The sequence below is a fragment of the Janthinobacterium sp. Mn2066 genome, from assembly GCF_049319705.1.
In the GTDB taxonomy this organism is placed as follows: domain Bacteria; phylum Pseudomonadota; class Gammaproteobacteria; order Burkholderiales; family Burkholderiaceae_D; genus Janthinobacterium.
In genome coordinates this window covers 191,488-212,392 of the sequence record NZ_JBMOUF010000008.1, presented here as the reverse complement: position 1 = coordinate 212,392, position 20,905 = coordinate 191,488, and the positions used below count along the sequence as shown (strand labels likewise).

Below are 20,905 nucleotides of genomic sequence, written 5' to 3'. Positions count from 1 at the left end.
CTGGCGCTGTTCTGGCCAATGTATTGGCCTCTTGATTCTGGGCGTCATTCATCGGCGTGCCCTCGTATCATGGGTGAGTATTGCGACCTCAAGAACACTTGATATACTGTATAAATGTACAGTATTTTATTCAGGTGGCATGATGATTGTTAAAATGTTAAAGATGCGCCTTGCTGGCGTGGAGGTGCCCAAGCGACGGCTGCATGATCGCTATAACTCGGCACGGCCCGGCAGGTTGGAAGTCGTTGAAACCACAGACCAGGGCTTGCACCGTTTGGTAAAGCTGGCCCGTTTCACTTACGGAGAGCACGGCAACTACGTTGATACACTTTTCGATGTAAATTTGCTTTGGTATCGGGATGGGCGCATGGTGTTGTCAGGGTTTGAGCGCAGCAAGGTCGATATGCAGTTTTGCGACTATGCGCAGTCCTGGCTGTGCTTTGTTGGGACGGAGCCGCCGCCAATTCCAGAAGGCAGGTAGAATAAATTGCATGTGCGCCGACTATACCCCCAGCCGTAGCGATCAAATCGAACAGCATTTTGCTGTCCGCTCCCCGCAATTTGACCTGCCGCCTCAAGCCTGGCCAGGATACATGGCGCCGATCATTCGCGCGTCGCACGACGCGTCCGGTGAAATGGAAGTCGCGCCGGCATGTTTCGGGATGGTGCCCCATTGGGCCGATATGAAGCTGGCCCGCCAGACCTACAACGCCCGCACCGAAACCGTGGCGCAAAAGCCATCCTTCCGCAATGCCTGGAAGCGCAAACAGTTCTGCATTATCCCCGCAGATAACTTCTTTGAACCCTGCTACGAAACCGGGAAGCCAATCCGCTGGCGCATCGAGCGCGCCGACGGAAGGCCGGCCGCCATCGCCGGAATATGGGAATTCCGGCCGCAAGATTTGCTGTTGTCGTTCTCGATGCTGACGATAAACGCCGATGGCCACCCGCTTATGCAGCGTTTCCACAAGCCGGATGATGAAAAGCGTATGGTGATGATCCTCGACCCGGACCAGTATCACGGCTGGCTCGATGGTTCCCTTGTGACTGAAGAGGATTTGTTCCAGCAGTATCCAGCAGAACGCCTCGTAGCTGTCGCTGATCCGCTTCCACCGCGTGTGAAAAAATAAACACCTGCTTGGGCACTTGGGCGCCGTCTGTCCCATACCCAAGGTACTTTTTCCCCATAGTATGAGTCCATGACCAAATGGCAGACCTGTCCCCGGCTCTGCCTGCTAAGTGACTGCTTGGCATTAACTTAGTAAAGCAGTTTACGGTGATTCTCTTAATGCATTCCTAATTGAATTAATTTCTACTTTGATTTAAAGTGAATTTTTAACAATGAACGGACAGCAAGTGCCAATCCCTCACCATTACAATTCTGCATCGCGTCTGCTCCGGCACTTTGAGGCAATACTGAGCTCCCCAGATGGCATGACTGCTTTGGATGCATGGCTAAGAGTATTTGCTATAGACGAGGCGGATGCACACCAACAAGTATTTAGAGTTGCCGAACGCCTTTGTGTATTAAATTGTGAATTAAACCTGATGGAGGCAGCTCTGGTCGCAGGCGGAAGCCATGGCGCCGATCTTTACGCAACACCTATACAGGTTGCTCGGCGTGCAATCTCACCCGCGATGTTGGGGGGGAATATTAATCAAGCAAAATCATACCTCTTAGCAGAGGTTAGGACGCCATTTCGGTACATGGTTCCGGCATTAGAAACCGTGGAAAGCGAATTTGAAGCCGAAGACTTGGTTGAGTTGAACAGATTGCTTGCCCAACTGCAAGAGTCGATCGAGTCGTCTGCTCTACCTCCCCCACTTTTGCAAATTGTCAAAAATCACATAGCTTTGTTGCGTGAGGGCTTAGCTCGCTACCCAATCAGAGGTCCACAAGCATTAAGAGATGCTCTCAAGCAAATGACCGCAGATTTGTACGAGCACCGGAACATATTGCAGGAGAACCAAGACTCACCCGAAATCAGCAAGTTTGGAGCGCTTTTGAACAAAGCGCAGGCAATGGCGGCAAAAGTTAGCACTGCGAGCGATTTCATTGCTGTTGGAGCAATTGTGTATGAAGGCGGAAAGCTTATCATTGGATTTGGAGGCACTCCATAGCCCATAGTACTCAGCAAAGACTCGCTAAAATTGTACTATCCAGTTCTTTGGCACCTGTAAATTAAGGGTGTCTTTTCGGTCATTTAGCTGACGGATTGCCTGTACGCAAAGACTTTTTTATACTAATTTTCATGCGTAGGTAGATTGGTAGGTATGGCTGTTATTTTGACCCTATAGGCCCCATAAAGACTAGTTATTCGAATCTTACACGCAGGGCGCCTGCGCGCCCTGCGTGTGAGATTCGAAGGGCTGGGCCTACCGGCCCAGCCCTCCCCGAATCGCCCAACTGCTGCCGCTGCGCGGCAGCTATGCGCGCCTGCGGCGCGCTTCGTGGTTCTAATCAGGTTTCGACTGAGTTGGCTTCTACATCCCCAATGCATCAGCCCGTGTCCGAAAGGCAGAACTGGCCCTCGCATCCGGCCCTCGCATCCCCTGAGAAGTACCTCCCCATGCATATCTCTGTCTGTCTGACATAAATAGCAGGTTGTGATGTAATTGAGGAGCGAGCTGAACTAAATCAAATCCGCTGATAAGTTCTCAATAAGAAAACGACGTCCGGCCACCGTTAGACTAACGGCACTATATGTAGTATCGTTATCGTCGTCATCGGCGTCGTGCTCAGAAATGAAATCTCTTCTAACAAGCTCGTCAATATCATATTGAATTTTCAGGCGAGGAACAGATACCCGTTTAAAAATAGAGTTTTTCGAGATATTATCACCTCCAAATTCGTCGATTTTTCGCAACAAAGCTATCTGTGATTCTTGGAGATCCTTCGAGTGTGTGTCGGCATTTGTCGAGGACGGAGAAAGACTTTTTAGTTTCTCTTTCAGATCATCTACTTCAATCTTTAGTCTTGCGATTTCCTCTTGCCTACTTTTAATAACAGCGTCGTATTCCTTGTATGCGACCTCGCCGAGACTTCGTAATTCTCGTGCCTCCTCGGTGGAAACTGGTGTTTTATCCTCTATTTTTTGCCTGGATATTTTTAGATCTCTTTTCCTCATTAGCGAATATTCGAAAACTATTTTTTCCACCCAAGGCAATGCAAAAATATAAATTGCGGATGTGGCGAGCGGGAAAAAAATAAGGTGGGATGGCCAGTAAAACGTCTCATTATTCCAGGACAGACTGAGTAGGTCGAGCGCCAAAAATTTGTCCGATGGAGTGAGGGAAGATAAGAAAATTAAAACTGCACGGTAATTCCAAGCTAATAGCGAAAAAGCAAACGTGAATAGCAATGGACTACTTAGCCTATCGTAAAGCTGCGCTTTTATACCGTTAATTAGATCGTTCATTTTCTCTCCGAATTAGCAAAGATAAATTGTAATGCTAGATTGAGATTGACGCAATTTCATATTGCCGCCAAACAAAGAATTATTCCATTATTCTCTTTTTAAGCGCCCGTTCGCGTGAGTTAATATCCGATGAAGGATTATTGATTTGTTTGCCATCAGGTAAAAAAACATCTTCAGAAGGCATTTTTTGTACGTCGGATACTAAATAGCGTAACTTATAGCGTGGCCTTGTTAAATTAGCTTATATCATGCATAGGGGAGATGCACAGCTGCATCATTGGCGTGTAGCTTGGCGCCATGATCAAAGTGCGGCGCTCTAGTCTATGGCATGGGGTCTACAGATAGAAAAAGGCTGTCATTTTGTTGTCATTCCTAGGCTAAAACAGCCCAAAAACAACCCAAATAATGACAGCCTTCTTATTGCTAACTAATTGATTCTAAACAATTTGGTGATGGAGGCGGCGGGAATCGAGCCCGCATGATAGATGTTGCGAACCTGGTCGATCTAACGGCTAAGCGTTGGCTGTACTGACCACTCTTCCTCGAAAAAAACGTTTCCGCATCGCCGTTGTGGGGCGGTGAAAACAGCATGTTGCACGGTGGTAGAAAAACATTACGTGCGGAACGAAATTACACGTAGGCCGTTGAAGTGTATGAAGTATTTAGAAGACTTGAAAACTAGCGACGGGTTAAACTGTTCGTGAGTTCGAATCTCACCGCTTCCGCCAGGAAATAAAGAAACCGCCTTCGGGCGGTTTTTTATTGCCTGTCGGAAGCGAGCAGGGCGCCTGCGCGCCCTGCGTGTGAGATTCGAAGGGCTGGGCCTACCGGCCCAGCCCGCCCCGAATCGCCCACCTGCTGCCGCTGCGCGGCAGCTTTGCGCGCCTGCGGCGCGCTTCGTGGTTCTAATTAGGGTTTCGACTGAGCTGGCTTTTACGTCCCACGACTCATGAGCTCGTGTCTGAATGGCGGAACTGGCCCTCGCCTCCCTTAGCCGCACTTACTCAGCAAATTGGATTACTTCCTGAAAAGACCGTTCAGAGATTTTTGGACAAATTCCTTGGCTTGCTTGACGGCGCTCGCTTGGAGGTCGGAGTATCGAGCGGCACCACCGCAGCCGGTGCAGGTAACCATGTCATCGGGCCGTGGATCGCTGGGTATCTCGAACTTGCCGCTGCCGCAGCTGGCGCAAGTAAACGTAAGGTTTGATTCCATCAGGCGCTCTTATGGACATTCCGGCAGGCTTAGCAGATTGTTGGGTTGCTCTCCATCATTCTGAGTCTTGAGGTATTTGTTGCCAGCAGCACTGATGGCAACAATCACGCGAACACTTTGGCCATTGGCAGAGACATAAAAACTGTATTTGCCTGCCTCGATATCGGCAATGGCTTGCGAAACGGACAGTTTCCACGCGGTTCCGTCCGGATTAATGCCGCCGATACTTTGGATCCGTTCGTGCGCACTCGTCCTATTGGACTTGTTAATGCAAGAGATTCGATGTTCTGACATTCAGGGCCCCTTTCTTGATTGTTGGAACGGTAATGTTATAGGTTTATTTTCCTGTAACTCTATCTGATTGTCACCGGCGTGAAGTATTCCAGCGCTTGTTATTGCAGCCGTTAAGCATCCGTTGAGGCTCTGCTCGGCATATACCGCCAGCGTCGCCGCCCGGCTGGTACCTAAAACTACAGCTACCTGAAAGGCGATGCCATGCGCCAGAACAAGTCCCACAATGGCATTGAGTTGGTGCGCGGCAGTCAAGCACTTCAAGCTGTCGGCTAACACCTTGCCGAACATGCGGATGATCACTGGATTTGAAGAGGTGCTCGATCTGGCGATCAACATCGTACTGACCGCAGATAATCTCGCAAGCATCGTCGATCACTTCAGGTTTTCGACTGAGCTAGCTTGTACGGCGGAGAACGTATGAACCCGTATCCGAAAGGCAGGGCTGCCCCTCGCATCCTTGATTCAACTCCCCGTACGACGACGAGCCTTACGCCCCCCGATTAACAAAACGTCCTGCACGCCATCCTGCGTCAGTTCAAGAATGTCGCCAGTCTCGGGAGACACCAGGCTGGTTTTGCCAGTCGGCACCAGTCGGGTGGCGCCGATGTCTGGCATCAACATCGTCCAGTCCTTGCCGTCGAAGCGTAGTTCGTAGCGGTTGGCGAAACGGCCTTCGAAGTTATCGAGCTGGTAGGTGCCGACGTAGCGTGTGGCCGTTGCCAGGTCCAGCGGCGCAGTCTGGGCCAGGCGAGGTTTGAAGTCCGGCCAGTCGTAGATGGCGCCACCGCCTTGACGATCTCGCCGCCAAGATAGCTACCGTTGTCACCGTCGGTCATGACTACTACACCGTTGCCGCTGTTGAGATACATCGCGTAGTTGCTCTTGAAGCCGGTGTTGCCGCCGGAATGCATGAAGCGTTCGTGCTCGCCATCGCCGACCACGAACTGCGCATAATTGTTCAGCGCCAGCGTCAGCAGATCACGCGCCTCGGCGGTGCTCAGAAAGGCCGTGCCAGTTTTCCACGACTGCTGGACACCGATGGCGAAGCGCGTCAGGTCGCTGGCCGTGGTCCACAGGCCGGCGGCCGCCAGTTCGGGATAGACGAAGGCACCGCCTTCGACTTCGCTGCCGTCGGCGTAATGGCCGCGCGCGCGGTTGTGTTCTGCCGCCGGCAATGGCTGCGCGAATGTGCTGCGCCGCATCTGCAGCGGTTGCATACTTGCTGGCGCATCAACTCCGCAAAAGGCGTGTGCAAGCATTGTTGCATGGCAACTTGGGCGATGGTGTAGCCGCCACCGGAATACGCATGGGCTGCGCCCGGGATGGTCTGGATGGTGACCGCTGGCGTGAGCGACGGCGGTTCGCCCTTGGTTACCTGAAGGTCCGTAGGGATCGGTTGCGACGGTGGATAGCCGGGGAAGCCGGATACGGTTGCCCCTGCGGTGTGGTCGAGCAAATTGCGCAAGGTCACCGGATGCTCGGGGCTTTGCTGTCCGGCGGGCAGGGTCCACGGCCGCAGGCAGGCGTCCACCGGACTATCGAGTTGGAGCTTGTTGCTGGCCGCCAGCCGCTGCGCCAGTACGTCGGTCACACCCTTGCTGATGGACCCCGCCTGATACAGCGTGTCGGTGTCGGCCGCAGGTGCGGACGGTTGCCGGTAGACACCGGCCCAGGCGATCTTGCCGTCACGAATTACCGCCACGCTGACGCTGGAGACATTATAGCGGCGCAGGCGCTGCTGGATATCGAAGGTCTGCGCTGGCTCGCCTGCAATATCCACCCGCTGTCGCAGCACCCCGGCGATACGCCCGGCGATATCGGACTCGCCCGCGTGGACGGTGCCGCTACCTGCTGCCACCGCCAGCAAGACTCCCAGGCGTAGCGCGCGGCCTGAAGCATGGACTGGCAATAGCCATGGACGAATGCGCATAAGTTTCCCTTTCATTAGTTGAGTGGGCGAATCTTACCGAGTGTTTGTCGTGTGCTTACTTAAATGTCCTGAAAACCCCAACTACCTCAAACTGCCCCCCGCATCCCTGAGCAGCTGCTTTTATTTCCTGGAGGAAGCGAGCCGTATACCTGCACACCCTGCGTGCGAGATTCGAAGGTCTTGCGCCTATTGACGCTAGCCTCTCCGAATCGCTCAATTACTGGCACTGCGCGCTTCGTGATTCTAATCAGGTTTTCGACTGAGCTGGTTTGTATGTTACACAACGCATGAGTTCGTTTACGAAAGACGGAGCTGGTCCTCGCTCCAACTGGTCATCACGAAAGTCTAGGATGAAGAAATCAATGATGTGCGCGTTCGGCTTGCTGCTGTTTAACAGATCTACAAGCCAGCCCTCTGTGTAAGTGGTGGGCCTGCCGCCCCGACCGGGGCTGGTGGCTTCGAAGGAGGTGCTACTACTGATCTCGTCAGCGGGTTCCTTCTGAACACGGCGGCGCGAGATACTCAGACCCTGATTTTGATGAGTGGCAAGGCGGGAGTGTTACCTGGTTGTGCGCAGCGGCAGCTTAATGCCGTAAATTATCTTGGTGCTGATGCGTGGCCGGTCGCGAGTGCGCAACTATGAGAATGAACTTGAGGTGGCGGCTGTGGGCTGCTGATAGACGTAAAAAGTCCCGCACGAGGCGGGCCTAGTGGGAGATACTTAATCTAGCTTCAACCTGATGTTTTGCGAGGTTTTGAAGGTTTCTTTGGGGAAGCATTGGGACTTGGGTTTATTTTAGCCGCGTCAACGGCAATGGGTGACTCAGCGCCAGCGGATTGTATCCCTATACCTCCAATTCCGACCATGGCGGACGGAATGCGCTCCTTCTCGTTGGGCCCGGCCAAAGTTGCTCCCATACGGAACTCGATTGCGATTGCCCAGAATCCCTCGTTGATATCGTAATGCTTGATGAGCAGCTCAGTCAACTCTTGGTGTGTCAGCATGTGATGAATTGGTTCAGCCATTTTTTACCCTTTTACGTTAGTCACTAACGGCATAAACGAATCTAGAAAATTCATTTTGGGTAGTGGGGGAGCAATTACAGATTTAAGTTGGTTAAAATCAGTGCTAAAATTAATATAGGCGTTTAACACAGTTGGCGGCGTATTTAAACGTTCAAGAATAGTAGCTTCCAAAGTTTTTAAAGTAGTCGTTCGTCCAACGTATTCGGCAATTGCGAAAGTTAGAAGTTGATTGATGCTAGCATCCTCTAGCTCAGCTAATTCACAAACTTGTTTATGCAACCCACGAGGGATGCGTAGGGCAATCTTGCCGCTGGCGCCAATGAAGTCAACGGGGGGGCGGACGGATTCACCATTCGCCAAGTGTGCCACGATCCATGATTCCGCTGCGAGATTAAGATTTTGCAGAGCTTCATCAGCAGAGTCGCCCTCTGCTACCAATCCTGGAAATTCCATGATGCTTGCAGAGTAACCACCTTCTTCCTCAGGTATTAATCGGCGTGAATAATTATCTTGTAAAATTTTTTGCGCTTGCGCAATTAATGAATCTATTATTGTTGGCGGCGGATTAGTGCTTTGTGTTTTATTCATTTAAATATAACTCCCAAATATCGGCGTCATCAAAAAGAGTGCCTATGACGCTTTTGGCAGTGCCAGCTTTAAGAGTTGGCTTATGGTTAGGTATACTCAACGGGTACGGGAATGGAGGTGGATCCTTTTTTTCATAATTAGGCTCCTTGCCTCGATCCACCATACTTCTTCCCAGTTGCTTTGCAATGGACTGCAACTCAGATGGCTTAATGCTATGTTGCTTATTTAGCAAATTTTTCAGTTCAATTTTGATTTTGGCTAGTTTTTTTAGATCCACGATATTACCGATGATATCATTGTATGGTCAATCCATGGGATTGCAAGCGCAATATTGCTCTTGCCCAGGCATGAGGCGCTCAACTATCTGTAGACTTGAGTTAAATTTACAAATTCACCTAATGTGGCGATTATATGCAATATTGACAAGTGGAAATGTATCCAATTGTCACCTGTCGTAGGGGACGGCGTCAGTCGCTCACCCAGTGCTGATCGCACCTACAGAGCAAGGCGTCCTCTTCTAGTTGCAAACCTCGTCTTTGGGTTTTCAAGCTCTGTGAGGATACTATCTTTATATACAGTTATTTGGTGTTGTCGTTATGGGAATAAAGGCGACCAAGACGTGGAAGACTGGCGTAGCCGTCGGGCGGAGCATGCTGAATGACCTATGCACCGTAAGGCACTATAGGTCGCTGATGATAATGGGCTTGACCGATCAGGGGCTGCGTCGCCGGTTAAAGGTCGCACGCGTCAAGCAACTAGACAGTGATGGCCCTGAAATGGAGTTGCTCGATACCCACATCATATGGGCCAATAAAAGCAAGTTTACCCCTGGTGGACTTGGAACGAGTAAATAACGAAAAGGGCAGGTGGTGGAATTTACCCAGCCTTGGCTGTGCGCATTGGATTTTTGGTCGCCCGAAGAGCCGGACGAATTACGGCATGTCAGGGTGTCAAGGGCAGTTCTGCCATTCAAACACAAGCCCTTCCTTAACTTTATCGTTGGCATACTCACGCAGATAGTTCTTCGACTCAACAGGTGGGGGGGGCTCAGTTGAGTCCGTGTCTGAATGTCAGACCTGAGGTAATTCGGGTTTCAGGACATCTAAACCACCGCCCCCCCAACCCCCTCCGGCCTCTGCCCAAGCAACTCAGACACCCGTTGCAACCCCGCCCGCAAGCGCCCCCGGTCCTTGATACAGCCCAAAGAAATCCGAATCGCATTCACCGAGGAGCTGCCAGTGGCGAATGCCTCCGCCGGCGTGACGGCGATGCCGTAGCTGGCGGCGGCGTGGGCAAGTTGCGAGGAGTTCCAGTACGCCGGCAACTCGAGCCATACATGCAGGCCGTCGCCGGAGCCGCTGTAGCGCCCCGCCAGGATGTCGCGGGCCATGCGGTGGCGCAGGCGGGCTTCCTTGCGTATGCCTTCCATCAAGCCGCCAGCCGAACCGTCGAGTATCCACTGCGTGGCCAGTGCGGCTGTCAGGGGCGCGGCCATCAGCGCAAATGATCGTAGCGCGACCAGGAAACGTTCGCGCTCGATCGGGTCGCGTATCAGCACGAAGGCGACGCGCAGGCCGGGTGTCAGGCATTTCGACAGGGTCGAGATGTAGGCCACCTGTTGCGGGGCAAAGGTGGCAATCGGCGGCGGCGGGGCGTCGGCAAGCAGCCAGTAGGGATCGTCTTCGACGATGCGTACATGGCAGCGCTGCGCGATGCCGGCGAGCTGCTTGCGCCGGCGTTCCGGCATGGTGATGGCGGTCGGGTTCTGCAAGGTCGGATTCAGGTAGACCAGCCCGGGCTGGTGCTGGCGGCAGGCAGCCTCCAGCATCTCGGGCAGCATCCCGTGCTGGTCTGCTGCCACTGCAATCAGGCGCCGGCCGAACTGGGCCGCTGCGGTACGCAAGCCTGGATAACTGGCCGGCTCTGCCAGGATGACATCGCCAGGCTGCGTCAGCGCCAGGATCAGTGCGGCGATCGCCGCTTGCGCACCGGGACAGACAAGCAACTGCCCCGGATCGAGAGGTCCAAACATCGGCGCCAGCCATGTGGCGCCAGCCTTGCGGTCGGAGTCGCTTCCCCCGCCCAGGTGGTAAGTCATCAGCAATTCGGTATCTGCCCGCATCAATACTTGGGACAAACCTTGTTTCAACATGTCGTCGAAGTCCACGCCAGCCGGTGGCGGCGGGGTATTCATGCTCAGGTCGAGGATGGCGTTCAATTCCACTTTCGGCGCCGCGACATACGTACCCCGGGCGCCGCGGCCCTCCAGCAAGTTGCGGCGCCGGGCTTCGTCGTAGGCGCGCGTGATCGTCGTCAGGTCGACATCCAGCTGGGCTGCCAGGTGGCGCTGCGGGGGCAGGCGGTCACCTGGTTTCAACGATCCGTTTGCCACCGCCGCCTGCAAGGCATCGGCAATCTGCAAGAAACGTGGCCCCTTGTTGCCGGCCAGGCGTGGCAGCCAGATGGGAAAATGTTCATCTTGTATGGTTTTTAACTGGGACATTTTGTCTCAATGTATGGAAATTGTTTTCAAGTAGTATGCATCAGAACCTGCAGCAACAGCATCTTTGCATGGCTAGCTATAATGAAAGATTGAAATAGCATGCCTGGAGGGGGAGGGGGCTGGAACAAAAAATGTCGCTGCTGAAGCAGCGTTTTGAGGAAGTGCTTCTCACAATAGATAGCGTCAAGTAATAGACTGGAAATACTCAACATCATGGACTGGATCCCGATAGTCTTCGTGACATTCAAGGCGCTCGTGCTCTGCACAGGCATGTTCTTTGCCATCAAGTGGCATTACGATCAAGGGAAGAAGGGGCGGCAGCAGGAGCGGCGCGAGGTGCTGCGCGCGACCGGCAAGGCGGTCGCCATCTTCGTGCTATTGCTGGTGGGCCTGGGGTTCGTCACCTACGACCTTGTCAGGATGCTCGGTCTGGAAGTGGCCTTTTCATGATGGCGAGGAATGGCCGGCCGCTATCCGTTGATGCGGCGGCAATTACCTGATGCGGCTCGGGCAGCATCGGCAGGCGGGGCAGGGTTCGCTTTGGCAAATAGCATAGCCATCACTGCGGGACGATTAAGCGGCGGGTAGATGCCCGCTTTGGGCCGACAGCTGACAGCAAATTTTCCTTGTGGAAAACTCAGGTATTTTCATGTTGTGCGAAGCTGAGCAAAATCTCCAGGCTCATGAATTGCATCTCGTCCTCGCAGAGGGAAATTACGAGGATGCCGCCTAAAAATTTAGGTAGTGCGAAAAATCTGCACTTTGATTAATCGACGGAAGATGATTTCTGCCATCGGTTAACTGATGATGCCTAATTTGCTTAGGTAATGTCAGCAATGGCGACTGTTCCTGCGCGAACCAATTGCATGGTTAGATCTGCCATTCAGGCCAACGTCATTCTTAACCTCCACCGCTGCCGCAGGCGGGCGCTTAAATGTTATCAGGCATACCTATAGTCATGCTTATCCATACCTGGGGCCCAATATATAAATGACAGACTAGCACCCTGTGCCTCAGTCTGTTGCAATTAGCCCCCCAACCCTCACTACCCGCGCGCCATCCCGCAAATCACCCCCATGATATCGAGCGCCTCCTCAAGCACGGCACTATGAGGGCCGCCCCATTGATGTGGGCCAGCTTTACGTTCTCGCCAGTCGAACGACTTTGGCTGGAAGGCCAGGATGTAGGCGACTTCTTCGTTTGGTCCTTTGACTGTCACGGCAAAAGGATTGTCCTTGTTGAACTCGGCATGCGTCATGGGGAAGCCGATAACGATACCGGTGCGCTCATTGAAGGCGCGCGTAGACGAGACCAACATCGGGTGTATGCCCGGCATTTCCACACCAGCATGGGGGCTGTGCTGAATATAGATGATCTCTGCTCTTTCAGGTACCCATCCTGCAGCAGTCGCGATCATCAGATGATCTCTTTGCCAACCGGCGCAAATGCCATCGCTTCACCATGGTGGCGAACGGGATCAAAAGAAGTTAGCATTTCGTCTAGATTGAGACTTGGGGCGACGACTTTTTCCACCACAATCCGGCCTTGCTCGGCGGTAATGCGAACTTGCGTTCCCTCGGTGATACCAGCTGTTTTAGCAATCAACTTGTTGAGCCGGACGGCCAAGCCGTTGCCCCATTGGCTCACCGTTGCGTCTACTGCTGTCTGATTGATCATGATCATCTCCGTCTGGGCAAGTGTATACAATGTATGTACGAAACCTCAGTGTGTCAACGGTGTAGATACGCTTGTTGCAGGCCGTGCGTAATGCGCTTGATGATGCGATCTTGAAATAGCGCCAACAACGTGGGGATAAGTAAAAATGATGGCAGGTCCGCGCCTACGAGTGCCGTCTTTACCGAATGTGAAATCTGCCATCATCAAAAGCCAGCATCATTCATTAAGCATCTCGACATCACTGACTCAAATAATCGGCGCCTCGCCATGCTTTTCCCAGTTGCTGAGCAACCATGCGATGACATGAGCCTGGCTTCGCTGATCCGATGGCAGATAGCGCTGTATCAGCCGTTCCGCTTTCTTCGCCACCAAGGCGCTGCCTGTGCCGTATTCGTTTGCGAATTTATTGATGAAGTACAGTACTTCATACCATTCCCCTCGGTTCAGCAACACGTTATCTGGCGTGCCGCGCAAGGCAGGATTGTCGTTGCCAGTAGCGCCGGCTGGGTATCGGAACTGTAGATCGCTCTTCTGGAGCGGAGTGGTGCGATGATCGGCCATTGGGCCTCCTGAAAAGGTATTGGTCCGGACGGGTTCCGGCTCATCAATACTCATCACACATCATGGTGAAAAAGTTAATTTCAATAGTAATATTGAATTATTTTTAAGTTGTGTGCCAGTGATCTTTTATCTGTCACAAAACCAAGGTCAGGCTGCGCCTGCGCAAGATGGTCCCATCGACCGCAGGCGCTGGCAGCAAGCATTCCAGCCATGCTACGATAAATGCAATATCGCTAAGAGCAATCTCCCAGCGTCTGGCAAGAATATTAATCGAGGTCCCGAATCCTCATGCAACACTGCATGACAAACCCCACAACGCTAATCAAGGCACATCCATGGACCGCCAAATCGCCACTGAATTAATGCAGGAAGTGCTCAAGTTAAGCGCGCAGCTGAACGTCATCATCCACAAGGTGCAGGAAATCAGCCCCGAGTCTGAGCGGAAAGAGTTTGACAAGCACATGGGGCCCATGATGGCGGCGTGCGACGAGCATCTGTTCCGGCCCATCTTGCGGCATTACCCTGATCTGGAACCGCACTGGTAAGGCAGCCTCACTCCACTTAGCTGCCGACCGCATACTCCCGCAAATACCGCTCCAGCGTCAGTTCCCCCAGCACGCCCAGCACCGCCGCCTGCGAGCGGGCGCTGACGTCGTCGAAAATGCGGTCCATATTGGCGGTGACGAAGCAGCGGTGGGGAATGTCTTCGCGGCTGGCGAACAGTTTCCGGGCAGGGTTGATGGCGAGGTAGATGTCGGCCAAGGTAATCTGCGCCGGTGTTTTGCCCAGCCTGACGCCGCCAAATTTGCCCTTGACCGAGCTGAGCAATCCAGCCTGGGACAGCGGCACCAGCAATTTGCGCACGAACGAGGGATTCGAGTTCAGGCCGACCGCCAGCTGGGCCGATGAGACGATGTCTACACCCAACTGTGCCGCATTCGCCACGCTGAGCATGATTTGCAGTGCGCTCGAAAAGCGGAGGTCGACCATGCCATTATCCTATTGAAAACAGCGATGATACCCGTATTTGCGGTGGCAAGTGGCGCCCGCTATAAATGTATCAATGAAAGTCTCATTTAAAAGTATAATGTACTTTCTATTGATACCTTTAGGATGAACCTATGTCAGAATTATCCAGCCAGTCGCCGGCCTTGTTTGAGCCGCTGGAACTGGGCGCGCTGCGCCTGCCGAACCGCATCGTCATGGCGCCGATGTCGCGCTTGCGGGTGGCGGCGGATTTGTCGCCCGGTGCCTTGACGGCCCGTTATTACGCGCAGCGCGCAAGCGCCGGCCTGATCATCAGCGAATCGATCATGGTGGCGCCGTACGGCGACGGTTATCCCGCCTTGCCGGCGATCTGGACGCCGCAACAGCAGCAAGGCTGGTCCAGTGTGGTGGCTGCCGTGCATGCCGAGCAGGGCCGTATCGTGGCGCAACTGTCGACCATCGGCAAGGCGCGGTACGACACGGCCGGCAACTTGCCTTTTGGCTGGGCCATGGGGAACCCTTTGACACCGCAAGACTTGCAGCTGTCAGACATTGCGGCCATCGTCACCGCGTTCGCGACGGCAGCCGCAGCGGCAAAAGCCTGCGGTTTTGATGGTATCGAAATTCATAACGGCAACGGCTTCCTGCTGGACCGTTTCTTGCGGCCAGGCAGCAATGCCCGTAGTGATCAGTATGGCGGCTCGCTGGAGAACCGTTTGCGGCTGACCTTGGAGATTGTCGATGCGGCGGTCGCCGTGTGGGGGCCGGGCAGGGTCGGCATCCGCCTGTCGCCGAGCGCGCCGGTCAATGGCGCGGCCGATCCGGAGGGCCTGGTCACCTTTGGCCGCTTGCTGGAAGAGCTGGACCGCCGCGCGCTGGCGTATATTCATTTGACCCGCGTCAGCCCGGAAGACCGGCAGCAAGGCGCCGGCGATGGCATCGCCCTGAGTCAGTTGCGGCGCCATTTCAGCGGCAGGATTATCGCCGCCGGTGAATTTGACCGGGAAGGCGCGGCATCGGCGCTGGCCGATATGCAGGTGGACGCTATCGCGTTTGGCCGTCCGTTTATCGCCAACCCCGACTTGCCGCGCAGACTCGCGCTGGGCGCGGCACTGCAGCCAGCCGATCCGGCGACCTTTTATTCCGCCGGGGAACATGGCTATACCGATTATCCGGCAGTGGCTGTCTAGGAGATTGCCAGGACGGTGGGGGGTATCCTGCGGGGCGCATGCTGTTCAGCATAGCCCCGCACTTGTCCGCCAGCCGTCTCGGCTGCCCTGGATTCACTCGCCATGAGCTGCTGAGTGGCGCGCAAGATAAGCCTAGCGGCCTATCTTGTTCAGGACAAAGCGCGGCAGGCTGATGTTGATGCGTTCGGGCTTGCTGTCGAGCTTATCAAGGTCGATTTCGGCCAATGCCCAAATACCGCCGGCATATTCAGGCTGCTCCTGCAGGGCTGCGATCTTGCTTTGAGCATCTCTACAGGTTCGCCCAGCTCCAGCAAGGTCTCGATGTGGTTGGTAGTGGCTTCCCGCACGTTCTTCAGGGCATCTTCCCGCATGTCGCCCCAGGAGTGCACGCCTTTGATATTGGGGACTTTCACGCCGTAGACACTGTTTTTATCTTTAAAAATTACAACGGGGATATCCATTTCTAACATTTCTTATTCCTGGATTTTTTGTTCAGCCGTCCATAAAGTCGCGGAAACCGAAGGCGCTACTCTGGCGGGGCAGTGATCGAATCCGCTTCTGTTCTCGATTCATCCAGAAAATCTTGGGACCGCGAAAGTGTTGGCTTGCCATGGCACTTTACGACGTAGATCCCCCAATTTGTAACTGAAAATGCCTTTTTTGTAATGGATGCTAATATGAATCAGGGCTGTGGTGCTTCCCCAGCATCAGGCTGATGGTATCAGCTGATGCCCATAGGATCACATCCAGGCAATTACGGATCTGGCCATAGAGCGCGATGCACCGTTTCAAATTGATGAATTCCGGACCTTGAATCGCTGCCTGGACAATGCGATTGCGGACGCCGTGACAGAATTCAGCTATCAGCGCGACTCCGCGGCGGCGGCCAAGCTGGCAAAAGACAATAATGAACGCCTGGGATACTTTGTTCATGAACTGCGCAATCTGCTTGGTACGACGGCATTGGCATTTACTGCGGCAAAAGTCGGCAACTTGAATTTGTCGGGAGCGACGGGAACAATACTTGAGAAAAGTATTTTTAATCTAAGCAAGTTGATCGATACCTCCCTGGACGACATCAAGGAAATAGGGCGCAGGGAGGGCGAACTACTCTCTTTTTCCTTGTCTGCATTTATTGCAGAAGCGCAGGCGTCGGGAGAGTTGTCAGCTGAAAAATCAGGCTGCAAGTTCAAAGTGCAAGCCGTCGATACCGATCTGCAGATTTCCGGCAATCGGCCATTGCTGCTGGCTGCATTGGCGAACATTTTACAAAATGCGTTCAAATTTACCCAGGAGCATACTGAGGTTGTGCTCAGTGCCTACGCTTCTGCTGATCGGATACGGATAGACGTGACGGATCATTGCGGTGGCTTGCCGCCGGGAGCCGAGCAGTCCATGTTCTTGCCATTTTCCCAGAGCGGAAAAAATAGGACTGGCGCCGGCCTGGGGCTCACCATTGCAAAGCAAAGTGTGGTGGCAAGCGGTGGCAATCTCAGCGTTCACAATGTTCCTGAAGTGGGCTGCATTTTCACCATTTCCTTACCCCGTAGATCTGTTGCTGCCTAGCGCGGTATGCGGGTTACGGCCAGAGCAGTCTTGACAGGGTGCACGGCCGCACCCTCAGGGCAATGGCGCATACTGCATCTCGCCATTGCCGAAAGACCAGTTTTCGCGTGGCACTTCAACCAGGCTGATCCATACATCCTGGATGCGCAGCCCCGCCTTGGCATGGATGCCTTGCGCAATCGCCTGGTACAAGGCCCGCTTGACCTCGATGGTGCGGCCCAGATTCCAGGTGATCTGGATAAACACGATGCCAGGCGTGTAGTCGACGCCCAGATAGCCTGCCTGCGGGTACACCAGTTCATCGGCCGCATGGCGCGTGATGATCTGGAACTTGTCGTGCACCGGCACGTTGGCAACGCTGACCAGGGCGTCATAGATGACGTCGCTGATGGCGCTGAGTTGTTCCGGCGTGGCGTCTTGGCTGAGATTAATTCTGACTAAGGGCATGGCAAGACCTTTCAACGGTGAGTTGGCAGCGACATTGCATCTGGAGCGTCCCTGAAAAACCGCGTGGTTGGCGGTGCTGGTAGTTTAAGGAAAAAGCAAGGGGATGGCTTGACGTGCGCGGTGCGGCCCGCCTGTCCCTGTCATGCTCATGCCGCAGATTGCACAGAACTCCATCGCCCAGCCTCAGCGGCTGGCCGGTGCCGGCCGCAATAGCAGCCGGGACAGCAGGAAATTAATCCCCAGCGCTGCCACGGAACCGGCCGCCACCGCGCTCCATGGCTGGGCCCGCGCGTAGCTTGAAGCGGCAATGCACAGCGCATACACCGTGTAGTTGACCAGTGCGCCCAGGGCCATCAGGCCCACGTAGCGCAGCCATTCGGCGCGGCTGGCAGGGATGGCGCTGCGGAAGGTGAAGCTCCGGTTGCAGATCCAGGTGACGCTGGCGGCTGCCAGAAACGAGAAAATGCGGGCCGTGTAGGGATTCATGGCAACGCTCAGCAGCAGCAATTGCAGCATGCCGGCATCGACGATGAAACCCAGCGTGCCGACCAGGCAAAAGCGCAGGAATTGCTTCATTGCTGCTGACGCGGTGGTGCAATTTGCAGGTAGACCAGGCGCTTGATTTCCTGGCGTCCACGGGTGACGGTATCGAGTATCAGTCCGCAGGCGGCCGACAGCGCCGCCGTGATGCCCATGCCGGTCACTAGTACGGCGGTCGGGAAACGTGGCACCAGGCCGGTTTCCGCGTAGGTGATGAACAGGGGCAGGGCCAGCAAGGTGGCCAGCACTGCCAGCAGCGCGGCGATGCCGCCAAAGAACATCAGTGGACGCTCGGTACGGAAGAGTTTGACTATCATCAACAGGATGCGCGCGCCGTCGCGATAGGTGTTCAACTTGCTGTGCGAACCGGATGGCCGCGATTTGTATGGCGAGGCGATTTCATCGACCGACATGCGCAATTCCAGCGCGTGCACCGTCAGCTCGGTCTCGATTTCAAAACCGTTGGCGAGGGCAGGGAATGACTTGACGTAGCGCCGCGAAAACACCCTGTAGCCAGACAGGATGTCGTTGAAGGAGCGGCCGAACAGGCGCGCCACGCATTCGGTCAGCAGCCAGTTGCCGAAGCGGTGTCCGGCGCGATAGGCCCCGGCTTCGTCGGTGACGCGGCGCGCCACCACCATGTCGAGCTGATTGGCGAACAGGCTGTGCAGCATGGCGGGCGCACTCGCGGCGCAATAGGTATCGTCGCCGTCGACCAGCACATAGGCGTCCGCCTCGATGTCGGCAAACATGCGCCGCACCACGTTGCCTTTGCCTTGCAGCGGCACCCGATGCACTACCGCACCATGTTCTTCGGCGATGGCGATGGTGCGGTCGCTGGAATTATTGTCGTACACATGGACGGTAGCGCCGGGCAGTGCCGCCATGAAACCGCGGATCACTGCGCCGATGGCGACTTCTTCGTTGTAGCAGGGGATTAAGACCGCAATTTGCTGCTGGGAAATCATCAAGTTATTCCTGTCGGGATAGCCATTTGTCCTCATCGAATTGAGCCAACCCCGGCCCGCGCGCGATGCCGCCGGGATCCGGTGGCGCGCTTGACGCGATGGTATGCATCGCCAATAATTGTAGTTGATTATGTCAAAATATTGGTGAAATACGATGATCCAGCTTGTTGCGGCGCTTGAATGACGGACAAGATCGCCTATGCCGCGCTGCATTACCTGGTGCTATTGATTTTCCTGTTGTCGAGCTGGGGTTATGGCCATTACCTGATGCGGCGCCTGGCGCCGGCATCGCCGTGTGCGCCGGATAATCTTTTCTGGCACGCCTACAGCGCCATCCTGGGCACCGGTATCCTGATCTGTTTCTTGCAATGGCTGGCGATTGCCGGCCAATTGCATCTGGCGGCGGTGATCGGCATCGTGGCGCCGGGCGTGCTGGCCGGCTTGCTGCAACTGCATGCGCTGCGCCCGTTCGCCTGGCCGTCATGGCGCCAGCGCTGGCGTGCCGCAAGCTGGCCCTTGCGTGGCGCCGGACTGATCATCGCGCTGCTGCTGTTGCCGACACTGGTCGCTCCGCTGGGCCCGCCCCTGGCCTGGGATGAAGTGATGTACCACTTGCCGCACGCCCAACAGTGGGTTCTCAATGGCAAGCTGACGGTCAACACCTGGCTGCGCTATCCCTGGTTTCCCTACAATGTCGATCTGCTGTTTGCCGGCGGCATGCTGGTGTACGACGATGTAATGCCGCACATGTTCAATGCACTGGCCGGCTGGCTGGCCACCTTGCTGCTGTACCAGACCGGCAAGCGCCACGGCGGTGCCGGCCTGGCTTGCCTGGCAACCATCATCTTCCTGGTGCTGACGCGCTGGGACTATGACAGCGCCATGATCGACCTCAGCGTGACAACCTTCATGTTTGCCGGCTGCGTGGGCTTTTGGCGCTGGATGGAACAGCCGCGCGATGATGGCTGGCTGGCCAGCGCGGCCTTCCTGTTCGGAATTGCGGTGGGCGCCAAGTACCAGGCGCTGACGGTGCTGCTGCCGCTGGCCATTGCCTTGTTGCTGCGCACCCGCAAGCCGCGCGTCTGGCTGCTGGCCGGCGCCAGTCTTTTGTTGCCTTGTGTCTATTGGTACGCCCGGAATTACCTGATGACCGGCGATCCTTTCGCGCCCATCGGCGGCAAGCTGTTCGGTTTTACGGATTGGAACCTGGCCGATTATGCTGGTCAGTTCGCCGACCTCAAGGAGAAGGCGAACTGGCCGAACATCCTCCTCTGGCCGGCGCTGCTCGCGCCGCTTATCGCCAGCGTGCGGCAGATGCCAGGGGCCCGCCCGGCCATGCTGCTCAGTGCGTACGCGATGGTGGTATGGTATCTGACGTCGCATTACGAGCGTTACCTGATGCCGTATTTCCCGATGCTTGCCTTGCTCTCCGCAGCCGTGTGGCGCTATTTGTTCATGACCGGGATGGCGAAAATCGGCCAGCGGCTACCCGCCAGCGCCGGACTGCTGCAGCGCGCGGCGGCCCCGCTGATATTGCTGGCCGTGCTGGCGCTGATGCCCAATATCGCCAGAAAATGGATGGAGAACTGGGACTTGATCGCACCGGCGCCAGCGGCGCGCGAGGCGATCCTGGAGCGGAAGATTACCGGCTATGCGGTGCTGGCCTATTTGCGCCAGCATCCGATGCGGCAAACTTACCAGTTCGGCCTGGAAGACGCGCTGTATTACGCCCCCCTGCATACGGGCGGCGACCATTTTGGACCGGGACGCTATCGCGATCTCGCCACGCTTGCGCCGGCGGCGCTGGCCAGCACCTTGCGCGAGCGCGGCAACGACAGCCTGCTGGTCAATGTAGGGCGCTGGCCCGGCATCACCAGCCAGGCCGATTTCGATCAATCGTTCGCGCTGGTGTACCAGCAGGGGGCGGTGGCGCTGTACCGTATTTTATAAAGTCGCGTTGCCAGCAACATGGATAGCTTGTAATGCGATCTGAA

The 20,905-nt window shown here is 55.1% G+C and carries 23 protein-coding genes and 2 pseudogenes; 8 read left to right on the top strand and 17 right to left on the bottom strand.

Features of this window, described 5'->3' with window-relative positions; translation table 11 throughout:
• Positions 1–139 precede the first annotated feature (139 nt).
• From ACL9RI_RS17230 to ACL9RI_RS17220, 3 genes are all read left to right on the top strand, one after another.
• Positions 140–481, top strand: coding sequence for a hypothetical protein (locus ACL9RI_RS17230; protein ID WP_422727733.1), 342 nt, complete (start codon positions 140–142; stop codon positions 479–481).
• A gap of 10 nt (positions 482–491) precedes the next feature.
• Complete coding sequence (locus ACL9RI_RS17225) at positions 492–1,130, top strand: SOS response-associated peptidase (protein WP_422727732.1); 639 nt, start codon at positions 492–494, stop codon at positions 1,128–1,130.
• Between the two features lie 304 nt (positions 1,131–1,434).
• Positions 1,435–2,121, top strand: a complete 687-nt coding sequence (locus ACL9RI_RS17220) for a hypothetical protein (protein ID WP_422727731.1) — start codon at positions 1,435–1,437, stop codon at positions 2,119–2,121.
• A gap of 512 nt (positions 2,122–2,633) precedes the next feature.
• On the opposite strand, the gene ACL9RI_RS17215 is transcribed toward ACL9RI_RS17220, so the two are convergent.
• The 9 genes and pseudogenes from ACL9RI_RS17215 to ACL9RI_RS17175 all read right to left on the bottom strand — a co-directional run bounded on the left by ACL9RI_RS17215 (position 2,634) and on the right by ACL9RI_RS17175 (position 10,975).
• Positions 2,634–3,419: a hypothetical protein gene (locus tag ACL9RI_RS17215; protein ID WP_422727730.1), complete on the bottom strand. Its 786-nt coding sequence runs from the start codon at positions 3,417–3,419 to the stop codon at positions 2,634–2,636.
• A 1,017-nt stretch (positions 3,420–4,436) separates the two neighbouring features.
• Positions 4,437–4,634: an ECs_2282 family putative zinc-binding protein gene (locus ACL9RI_RS17210; RefSeq protein ID WP_422727729.1), complete on the bottom strand. Its 198-nt coding sequence runs from the start codon at positions 4,632–4,634 to the stop codon at positions 4,437–4,439.
• 9 nt (positions 4,635–4,643) lie between these two features.
• Entirely contained in the window at positions 4,644–4,928 is a 285-nt protein-coding gene (locus ACL9RI_RS17205; RefSeq protein ID WP_422727728.1) for a DUF3892 domain-containing protein, read from the bottom strand.
• A complete protein-coding gene (locus ACL9RI_RS17200; protein ID WP_422727727.1) occupies positions 4,929–5,264 on the bottom strand; it encodes a hypothetical protein in 336 nt (111 codons plus the stop codon).
• A 278-nt stretch (positions 5,265–5,542) separates the two neighbouring features.
• Positions 5,543–6,858: pseudogene (locus ACL9RI_RS17195) on the bottom strand (serine hydrolase domain-containing protein).
• Positions 6,859–7,590: 732 nt separating this feature from the next.
• Positions 7,591–7,884: a hypothetical protein gene (locus ACL9RI_RS17190; RefSeq protein ID WP_422727726.1), complete on the bottom strand. Its 294-nt coding sequence runs from the start codon at positions 7,882–7,884 to the stop codon at positions 7,591–7,593.
• A gap of 3 nt (positions 7,885–7,887) precedes the next feature.
• A complete protein-coding gene (locus ACL9RI_RS17185; protein ID WP_422727725.1) occupies positions 7,888–8,472 on the bottom strand; it encodes a toxin-antitoxin system HicB family antitoxin in 585 nt (194 codons plus the stop codon).
• Entirely contained in the window at positions 8,465–8,749 is a 285-nt protein-coding gene (locus ACL9RI_RS17180; protein WP_422727724.1) for a hypothetical protein, read from the bottom strand. Before ACL9RI_RS17180 ends, ACL9RI_RS17185 begins: the two co-directional genes overlap by 8 nt.
• A gap of 825 nt (positions 8,750–9,574) precedes the next feature.
• Positions 9,575–10,975 carry a PLP-dependent aminotransferase family protein gene (locus tag ACL9RI_RS17175; protein ID WP_422727723.1) on the bottom strand — a complete coding sequence of 467 codons (1,401 nt, stop codon included), beginning with the start codon at positions 10,973–10,975 and terminating at the stop codon, positions 9,575–9,577.
• Positions 10,976–11,185: 210 nt separating this feature from the next.
• On the opposite strand from ACL9RI_RS17175, the gene ACL9RI_RS17170 reads away from it, so the two are divergent.
• Complete coding sequence (locus ACL9RI_RS17170; RefSeq protein ID WP_183677975.1) at positions 11,186–11,425, top strand: hypothetical protein; 240 nt, start codon at positions 11,186–11,188, stop codon at positions 11,423–11,425.
• 595 nt (positions 11,426–12,020) lie between these two features.
• On the opposite strand, the gene ACL9RI_RS17165 is transcribed toward ACL9RI_RS17170, so the two are convergent.
• From ACL9RI_RS17165 to ACL9RI_RS17155, 3 genes are all read right to left on the bottom strand, one after another.
• Positions 12,021–12,392, bottom strand: coding sequence for a type II toxin-antitoxin system PemK/MazF family toxin (locus ACL9RI_RS17165; RefSeq protein ID WP_422727722.1), 372 nt, complete (start codon positions 12,390–12,392; stop codon positions 12,021–12,023).
• The gene (locus ACL9RI_RS17160; protein WP_422727721.1) at positions 12,392–12,652 is read right to left on the bottom strand and encodes a hypothetical protein; all 261 of its coding nucleotides are present in this window, start codon (positions 12,650–12,652) and stop codon (positions 12,392–12,394) included. Before ACL9RI_RS17160 ends, ACL9RI_RS17165 begins: the two co-directional genes overlap by 1 nt.
• 246 nt (positions 12,653–12,898) lie before the next feature.
• Positions 12,899–13,267 carry a hypothetical protein gene (locus tag ACL9RI_RS17155; protein WP_422727720.1) on the bottom strand — a complete coding sequence of 123 codons (369 nt, stop codon included), beginning with the start codon at positions 13,265–13,267 and terminating at the stop codon, positions 12,899–12,901.
• Between the two features lie 281 nt (positions 13,268–13,548).
• Here ACL9RI_RS17155 and ACL9RI_RS17150 point away from each other — a divergent pair, with 281 nt between their 5' ends.
• Positions 13,549–13,758 carry a hypothetical protein gene (locus ACL9RI_RS17150; protein WP_422727719.1) on the top strand — a complete coding sequence of 70 codons (210 nt, stop codon included), beginning with the start codon at positions 13,549–13,551 and terminating at the stop codon, positions 13,756–13,758.
• A 16-nt stretch (positions 13,759–13,774) separates the two neighbouring features.
• On the opposite strand, the gene ACL9RI_RS17145 is transcribed toward ACL9RI_RS17150, so the two are convergent.
• Positions 13,775–14,203: an RrF2 family transcriptional regulator gene (locus ACL9RI_RS17145; RefSeq protein WP_422727718.1), complete on the bottom strand. Its 429-nt coding sequence runs from the start codon at positions 14,201–14,203 to the stop codon at positions 13,775–13,777.
• A 131-nt stretch (positions 14,204–14,334) separates the two neighbouring features.
• Between ACL9RI_RS17145 and ACL9RI_RS17140 the strand changes: the two genes are divergently transcribed.
• Positions 14,335–15,390 carry an alkene reductase gene (locus ACL9RI_RS17140; protein WP_422727717.1) on the top strand — a complete coding sequence of 352 codons (1,056 nt, stop codon included), beginning with the start codon at positions 14,335–14,337 and terminating at the stop codon, positions 15,388–15,390.
• 132 nt (positions 15,391–15,522) lie between these two features.
• On the opposite strand, the pseudogene ACL9RI_RS17135 reads toward ACL9RI_RS17140, so the two are convergent.
• Positions 15,523–15,851, bottom strand: a pseudogene (locus ACL9RI_RS17135) (type II toxin-antitoxin system HicB family antitoxin).
• A gap of 349 nt (positions 15,852–16,200) precedes the next feature.
• On the opposite strand from ACL9RI_RS17135, the gene ACL9RI_RS17130 reads away from it, so the two are divergent.
• A complete protein-coding gene (locus tag ACL9RI_RS17130) occupies positions 16,201–16,956 on the top strand; it encodes a sensor histidine kinase (protein ID WP_422727716.1) in 756 nt (251 codons plus the stop codon).
• Between the two features lie 54 nt (positions 16,957–17,010).
• Here ACL9RI_RS17130 and ACL9RI_RS17125 read toward each other — a convergent pair whose 3' ends face one another.
• The 3 genes from ACL9RI_RS17125 to ACL9RI_RS17115 form a co-directional block, all read right to left on the bottom strand.
• Positions 17,011–17,403 (bottom strand): tautomerase family protein, encoded by a 393-nt coding sequence (locus tag ACL9RI_RS17125; protein WP_183743376.1) that lies wholly within the window; start codon positions 17,401–17,403, stop codon positions 17,011–17,013.
• A 183-nt stretch (positions 17,404–17,586) separates the two neighbouring features.
• Positions 17,587–17,979 carry a GtrA family protein gene (locus tag ACL9RI_RS17120; protein ID WP_422727715.1) on the bottom strand — a complete coding sequence of 131 codons (393 nt, stop codon included), beginning with the start codon at positions 17,977–17,979 and terminating at the stop codon, positions 17,587–17,589.
• Positions 17,976–18,911 carry a glycosyltransferase family 2 protein gene (locus ACL9RI_RS17115; RefSeq protein WP_422727895.1) on the bottom strand — a complete coding sequence of 312 codons (936 nt, stop codon included), beginning with the start codon at positions 18,909–18,911 and terminating at the stop codon, positions 17,976–17,978. Before ACL9RI_RS17115 ends, ACL9RI_RS17120 begins: the two co-directional genes overlap by 4 nt.
• A 180-nt stretch (positions 18,912–19,091) precedes the next feature.
• On the opposite strand from ACL9RI_RS17115, the gene ACL9RI_RS17110 reads away from it, so the two are divergent.
• Positions 19,092–20,861: an ArnT family glycosyltransferase gene (locus ACL9RI_RS17110; RefSeq protein WP_422727714.1), complete on the top strand. Its 1,770-nt coding sequence runs from the start codon at positions 19,092–19,094 to the stop codon at positions 20,859–20,861.
• Positions 20,862–20,905 lie beyond the last annotated feature (44 nt).

Bases quoted from the DNA above. Each gene is read 5' to 3' on its own strand.
- ACL9RI_RS17120 (WP_422727715.1), bottom strand. From the start codon at position 17,979: ATGAAGCAATTCCTGCGCTTTTGCCTGGTCGGCACGCTGGGTTTCATC.
- ACL9RI_RS17125 (WP_183743376.1), bottom strand. From the start codon at position 17,403: ATGCCCTTAGTCAGAATTAATCTCAGCCAAGACGCCACGCCGGAACAA.
- ACL9RI_RS17210 (WP_422727729.1), bottom strand. From the start codon at position 4,634: ATGGAATCAAACCTTACGTTTACTTGCGCCAGCTGCGGCAGCGGCAAG.
- ACL9RI_RS17190 (WP_422727726.1), bottom strand. From the start codon at position 7,884: ATGGCTGAACCAATTCATCACATGCTGACACACCAAGAGTTGACTGAG.
- ACL9RI_RS17145 (WP_422727718.1), bottom strand. From the start codon at position 14,203: ATGGTCGACCTCCGCTTTTCGAGCGCACTGCAAATCATGCTCAGCGTG.
- ACL9RI_RS17215 (WP_422727730.1), bottom strand. From the start codon at position 3,419: ATGAACGATCTAATTAACGGTATAAAAGCGCAGCTTTACGATAGGCTA.
- ACL9RI_RS17110 (WP_422727714.1), top strand. From the start codon at position 19,092: ATGACGGACAAGATCGCCTATGCCGCGCTGCATTACCTGGTGCTATTG.
- ACL9RI_RS17200 (WP_422727727.1), bottom strand. From the start codon at position 5,264: ATGTTGATCGCCAGATCGAGCACCTCTTCAAATCCAGTGATCATCCGC.
- ACL9RI_RS17225 (WP_422727732.1), top strand. From the start codon at position 492: ATGTGCGCCGACTATACCCCCAGCCGTAGCGATCAAATCGAACAGCAT.
- ACL9RI_RS17205 (WP_422727728.1), bottom strand. From the start codon at position 4,928: ATGTCAGAACATCGAATCTCTTGCATTAACAAGTCCAATAGGACGAGT.
- ACL9RI_RS17155 (WP_422727720.1), bottom strand. From the start codon at position 13,267: ATGAGTATTGATGAGCCGGAACCCGTCCGGACCAATACCTTTTCAGGA.
- ACL9RI_RS17115 (WP_422727895.1), bottom strand. From the start codon at position 18,911: ATGATTTCCCAGCAGCAAATTGCGGTCTTAATCCCCTGCTACAACGAA.
- ACL9RI_RS17175 (WP_422727723.1), bottom strand. From the start codon at position 10,975: ATGTCCCAGTTAAAAACCATACAAGATGAACATTTTCCCATCTGGCTG.
- ACL9RI_RS17140 (WP_422727717.1), top strand. From the start codon at position 14,335: ATGTCAGAATTATCCAGCCAGTCGCCGGCCTTGTTTGAGCCGCTGGAA.
- ACL9RI_RS17160 (WP_422727721.1), bottom strand. From the start codon at position 12,652: ATGATCAATCAGACAGCAGTAGACGCAACGGTGAGCCAATGGGGCAAC.
- ACL9RI_RS17185 (WP_422727725.1), bottom strand. From the start codon at position 8,472: ATGAATAAAACACAAAGCACTAATCCGCCGCCAACAATAATAGATTCA.
- ACL9RI_RS17220 (WP_422727731.1), top strand. From the start codon at position 1,435: ATGACTGCTTTGGATGCATGGCTAAGAGTATTTGCTATAGACGAGGCG.
- ACL9RI_RS17150 (WP_422727719.1), top strand. From the start codon at position 13,549: ATGGACCGCCAAATCGCCACTGAATTAATGCAGGAAGTGCTCAAGTTA.
- ACL9RI_RS17230 (WP_422727733.1), top strand. From the start codon at position 140: ATGATGATTGTTAAAATGTTAAAGATGCGCCTTGCTGGCGTGGAGGTG.
- ACL9RI_RS17165 (WP_422727722.1), bottom strand. From the start codon at position 12,392: ATGATCGCGACTGCTGCAGGATGGGTACCTGAAAGAGCAGAGATCATC.